Annotated in this window: 2 protein-coding genes, 1 rRNA gene and 1 pseudogene; 1 reads left to right on the forward strand and 3 read right to left on the reverse strand. The window is 66.4% G+C overall.

Annotation, left to right across the window (positions count from 1 at the left end):
- Both HY726_16320 and HY726_16325 read right to left on the reverse strand, forming a co-directional pair.
- Positions 1-261, reverse strand: a 16S ribosomal RNA gene (locus HY726_16320); the annotation flags it as partial.
- A gap of 248 nt (positions 262-509) precedes the next feature.
- Positions 510-1721, reverse strand: a complete 1212-nt coding sequence (locus HY726_16325; protein MBI4610563.1) for a tyrosine--tRNA ligase — start codon at positions 1719-1721, stop codon at positions 510-512.
- Positions 1722-1882: 161 nt separating this feature from the next.
- Here HY726_16325 and HY726_16330 point away from each other — a divergent pair, with 161 nt between their 5' ends.
- The gene (locus tag HY726_16330) at positions 1883-3868 is read left to right on the forward strand and encodes a PBP1A family penicillin-binding protein (GenBank protein ID MBI4610564.1); all 1986 of its coding nucleotides are present in this window, start codon (positions 1883-1885) and stop codon (positions 3866-3868) included.
- A gap of 49 nt (positions 3869-3917) precedes the next feature.
- Here the strand turns inward: HY726_16330 and HY726_16335 are convergent.
- Positions 3918-4776: pseudogene (locus HY726_16335) on the reverse strand (glycine--tRNA ligase).

Raw genomic sequence — 4776 nt, forward strand, 5'->3', positions numbered from 1 at the left:
AGCTGATAGGTCGCGAGCCCCTCCTCGAGCGGCAGCTTGCGCCACCTTTCCTCCCCAGGTCTGGCGACCCGAGGAACGTACCCGGTATTAGCCTCCCTTTCGGAAGGGTATCCCGGTCTCGAGGGCAGGTTACCCACGTGTTACTCACCCGTTCGCCGCTCGGACCACGACATGGTTTCCCACGCCGCGATCCTCGCTCGACTTGCATGTGTTAGGTACGCCGCCAGCGTTCGCTCTGAGCCAGGATCAAACTCGCCAAGAGATAACCCTGGTTCCTCAAGCCCAAACCCGTTGCTTCGGATCTGGCGCAAGGAATACTCGCTGGGTGGGTTCACACACCTCGTCGGTGAGCCAGTAGCATATGCGATTTTCAAAGAACGGCGGGGAAGAACCCCGAAGAGTTGAAACAGGTCAGCTTCGCGTCGTCGGACCCTGATTCAACGCCCACCGTGCGGTTGGGCAAGGATGTACTGTACTCGGCTAGGCCTTCCCTGTCAAGCACTTTCATTTCATCCCAGCCGAACCCGTTTGAAACGACGTTTCCCTACCCGGATCAGATAGGTCTTTCCACCCTGTAACTCTGCGTCAGCACGGGAGATTCTTTCTCCATCGACCTCCACTGCCCCCTGCTGGATCTGACGCCGGCCCTCCGAGCTCGAGACCACGAGCTTCGCCTCCCGCAGCACAATCGAGAGTGGTGCCCGTTGCTCGTTCAAGGATACCCGGCACTCCTCGATCTCCTCCGGGAGCTCGCGCTCCTGGAAGACCCGGGCGAAGCCGGCTTCGGCGCCCTTCGCGGCATCGAGCCCGTGGTACTGCCCGACCACCGACCGGGCCAGCAGCTTCTTGGCTTCCATCGGGTGAAGCTGGCCCCGATCGAGATCGCGGGCCATCCCGCGGATCTCCTCCTCCGGCAGCCGCGTCACGAGCGTGAAGTAGCGGAGCATGAGGGCGTCGGGGAGCGACATCAGCTTGCCATACATCTCGCCCGGAGGCTCCGTGATCCCGACGTAGTTCCCCAGGCTCTTGGACATCTTCTGGGTTCCGTCGAGGCCCTCCAGGATCGGCGTCGTGATGGCGACCTGCGGGTCCTGGCCGAAGGATCGCTGGAGATCGCGCCCCACGAGCAGGTTGAACGTCTGGTCGGTCCCTCCGAGCTCCACATCGGCGGCGAGGGCCACCGAGTCGTAGGCCTGGCAGATCGGGTACAGGAACTCGTGCAGGCTGATGGGGCGCCCGCTCGTGTAGCGGCCCGCGAAGTCCTCGCGCTGCAAAAGCTGAGCGACGGTGACGGTGGACGTGAGCCGGATGAGATCCTCGAGCTTGAGCGGCGCGAGCCAAGCAGAGTTGAACTCCACGCGCGTCCGGCTCATATCCAGGATCTTCCCGAGCTGAGCACGATAGGTCTCGGCGTTGGCCTCGATCTCCGCACGCGTGAGCGGCTTCCGCGTCTCGGACCGCCCGGAGGGGTCGCCGATGATGCCGGTGAAGTCGCCGATGATGATGATCACCTGATGCCCGAGCTCCTGGAAGTCGTGAAGCTTCTGGAGGACCACCGTGTGCCCGAGGTGGAGGTCGGGCGCCGTGGGATCGAGACCCAGCTTCACGTTGAGCGCGACGCCGGACTTCGCCGAGCGCTCCAGCTTCTGGCGGAGCTCCGCCTCCACGATGATCTCGGCGGTCCCGCGGCGGATCCGCGCCAGCTGTTCCTCGACGGTCATGGCGTCCTCCAGCGCAGGATGTATCACACGGGCGCGGCCAAAGCAAGGGTCGGGCCTGCGGGGCGCACGCGTTGTCGGTATAATGGCGGTGTATGGTGTCCGGCAACCGGGCCCGTCCGCCTCGAAAACGCCGCCGGAGCTGGCTTCGTCGGTTTGCGATCGTGGTCGGCATCACCATCCTCCTGGGCACCCTCGGCGTGAGCGTGTCGGCCCTCTGGGCGTTCACCGTGCTCCCGCGCTGGCTTCCCTCCGTGACCGAACTGGAGACGATCCAGCCAACCCAGGGTTCGAAGCTCTACGACGAGAACGACGAGCTCATCACCGAGTTCCAGATAGAGCGGCGGATCTTCGTCCCGCTGGCCAAGATCCCCCAGACCCTGAGAGACGCAGTCGTCGCGGTAGAGGACTGGCGGTTCTACTCCCACTTCGGCGTGGACCCGATGGGGGTCGCGCGTGCGATCTACCAGAATTTCCGCCACGGGCGCATCGTCGAAGGCGGGAGCACGATCACCCAGCAGCTCGCCAAGGTGCTGTTCCTCACGCCGGACAAGAGCCTCGACCGGAAGCTCAAAGAGGTCCTGCTCGCGCTCCAGCTGGAGCGCCGCTACTCGAAGGACCAGATCCTGGAAATGTACCTGAACCAGGTGTACTTCGGCCACGGGGCGTACGGGGTGGAGGCGGCCGCACACACGTACTTCGGCAAACCGGTAACCGAGCTCTCGATCCGCGAGGCCGCCCTCCTGGCCGGCCTCCCGCGAGCCCCGACGATCTACTCCCCCTTCAACCACCCGGAGGCGGCCAGGCGGCGACGCACCCACGTCCTGCACCGGATGCTGGAGGTCGGCGCCGTCAACCCAACCCAGGCCAGACAGGCCGTGGCCGGCGACCTGAGCCTGATCCCTCCCGAGCGGCGCCGCACCACGGGCCAGTACTTCATCGAGCACGTGCGGGGCATCCTCGTGGAGAAGTACGGCGACGACATGGTGTTCAAGGGTGGGCTCAACGTCTACACCACGCTCTCCCCGCACTTGCAGGTCCTGGCCGAGCAGTCGCTGCGGGAGGGGCTCAAAGCGTTGGAGTCGAGGAGCGGGACCGTCTCGGCCAAGCGGCGACGACAGCCGGCCCCCGAGCACCCGGAGGGCGCGATCCTGACCATCGAGCCCGAGACGGGCTACATCAAGGCCATGGTGGGCGGGTCCGACTTCCTCCGGAGCGAGTTCAACCGGGCGGTCCAGGCCAAGCGTCAGCCGGGCTCAGCCTTCAAACCGATCGTCTATCTCGCCGCGCTCGAATCGGGGCTCACGCCGGCCACGCGGATCGAGGACAGCCCCGTGATCTACCCGGTGGGACGGAACGGGCAACCGTGGGAGCCGGACAACTACGACCGGAAGTTCCGCGGCCTTACGACGCTCCAGCAGGGGATCGAGGAGTCGGTGAACGTCGTCACGGTCAAGCTCCAGGAGCGCATCGGCATCCGGCGGACCGTCGAGATCGCGCGCCGGCTCGGTATCGAGAGCCCGCTGACCGATGACCTCACGCTCGCCCTCGGGAGCTCCGACCTGTCACTCCTGGAGCTCACGTCGGCGTACGCGGCCCTGGCCAACCAAGGGACCTGGGTCCCGCCGACCCCGATCCGCTACATCACCGACGCGCAGGGAAAACTCCTCGAGGAACACATGCCGCAGGGCAAGGAGGCGCTCTCCCGCGAGGTGGCCTACCTGATCACTCACATGCTGAAGGGGGTGGTCGAGCGGGGCACCGGCGTGGCAGCCAAGGTCCTGGCACGCCCGCTCGCGGCCAAGACGGGCACGACCAACGACTACTCGAATGCCTGGTTCATCGGCTACACGCCGAGCCTGGTGACGGGGGTGTGGGTCGGGTACGACCGGCCCCGGAGCCTTGGGAGGGACGAAACGGGCTCCCGGGTCGCGGTGCCGATCTGGGTGAGTTACATGGCCAACGCGCTGGCCAACACGCCGCGGGAGGACTTCTCGATCCCCGAGGGCGTCATCTTGATCCCGGTGGACCTAGACCCGTCGGGGACCTGCGCGCGCCCCGTGCTGATGGCGTTCCTGCGCGGGACCGAACCCGCCACCACCTGCGGAAGTCAGATCCCCGCCGCCGGGCGCAGCCTGCAAGCCTCCTGACGCTCGGGCCGGCGCTGAATCGCTAAGCCGAAGGCTGCGGGGAGGTCGCTCAGGACTTGGCCTGGGCCGGGTAGCGGCCAGCGATTCGTGACCAGGGGCCCCCGCCCAGGATCTCGTCGAAGGCCGGGACGAGCTCGGCCACCGGGACCCGGACCTGATCCATCGAATCGCGGTCGCGAATGGTGACCCGGTCATCCCTCGCCTCGCCGGTTTCCGGATCGCCAACTGTCTGAACGTCCACCGTGACGCAATAGGGAGTCCCCACCTCGTCCTGGCGGCGATAGAGACGCCCGATCGCCGCGGTGTCATCGTAGACGGCGACCCAGCGGCGGGCCAGCTCGTTCCTGATCGCCTGCGCCACCCTCACAATCTCCGGGCGCTTCTTCAGGAGCGGCAGCACCGCGATCTTCACCGGCGCCAGCTCGGGGTGCAGGCGCAGGACCACGCGCTTCTCGCCGCGGACCTCCTCCTCCCGGTAGGCATCGACCAGAAACGCGAGCAGGCTCCGGTCCACCCCCGCCGAGGGCTCGATCACGTACGGCACGACGTGCGTCCGCCGCTCCTCGTCGAAGTACGTGAGCGACCTGCCGCTGAACTTGGCGTGTTGCTTCAGGTCGAAGTCCGTCCGGTTTGCGATCCCCTCCAGCTCGCTCCACCCGATCGGGAAACGGTACTCGATATCCGCCGTGCGCTTGGCATAGTGGGCCAGCTCCTCCCGGCCGTGCTCGCGGAGCCGGAGATTCTCCGCCCCGATCCCGTACCGCCGGTACCAGGCGAGGCGCTCGGCGATCCAGCGGTCGTGCCACACCTCGCCGGCGGGCCGCCCTACGATCGTGTCAATCGGGATCACGAAGAACTAGATCTCCATCTGCTCGAACTCGCGCGTGCGGAAGATGAAGTTGCCGGGC

The organism is Candidatus Rokuibacteriota bacterium (genome assembly GCA_016209385.1).
Lineage (GTDB): Bacteria > Methylomirabilota > Methylomirabilia > Rokubacteriales > CSP1-6 > JACQWB01.

Excerpts from the sequence above, each read along its gene's own strand:
- HY726_16325 (MBI4610563.1), bottom strand. The coding sequence starts at position 1,721 with ATGACCGTCGAGGAACAGCTGGCGCGGATCCGCCGCGGGACCGCCGAG.